General features: G+C 58.1%; 2 pseudogenes. Both read left to right on the top strand.

Features of this window, described 5'->3' with window-relative positions:
• Positions 1 to 352, top strand: a pseudogene (locus FUT88_RS25130) (recombinase family protein); the annotation flags it as partial.
• Positions 349 to 537: pseudogene (locus FUT88_RS25125) on the top strand (ParB N-terminal domain-containing protein); the annotation flags it as partial. The pseudogenes FUT88_RS25130 and FUT88_RS25125, both read left to right, overlap by 4 nt.

Here is a 537-nt window from a genome sequence, read left to right as displayed (position 1 = left end):
TGCCGAACTAGGCGGCTCAGTAGAACGTGACTCGGCAACCGACCTGCTCACTGTCAATCGCGAGTTCAGTGTTTCGATCGTTCTATCGCGCTGTCAGATACTGGAGACCGGCAGTCACCGGTGGAAGGTGCGCTTTGACGCTGGCCTTCTTCCCGACATCACCGTAGCCGTGAGGCTCGACACGGCCAACCAAGGGCCGCTGGACTATTACCTCCTGCCGCGATTGGACTTTGGTCTGCCACGCATCAGCTTGGCCGATCACAACAGATTCGAACTTGAGACCTATCGGTTCGGCAACTTGGACTACCTCTATGGCATGGCGGAGCGCAGCCGCATCAGGAGGGCCGCATGACGAGGAAACACGCAAAGCCTGACCTGCGCATGATTCCGCTGGACACAATCGAAGTCCTGAACCCCCGGGACCGCAACGCACAGAAGTTCGAGGATATTGTCCGCAACATCCAGACCATCGGTTTAAAGAAGCCCATTACTGTCACACCGCGCCCTGGGCAAGACGGCGCCGAGCACTACCTGTTG

The sequence above is a fragment of the Ralstonia sp. TCR112 genome, assembly GCF_007997035.1.
Taxonomy (GTDB): domain Bacteria; phylum Pseudomonadota; class Gammaproteobacteria; order Burkholderiales; family Burkholderiaceae; genus Ralstonia; species Ralstonia edaphi.
Note: the sequence above shows the minus strand (reverse complement) of the source record. Positions and strands in the feature narration are given on the sequence as shown.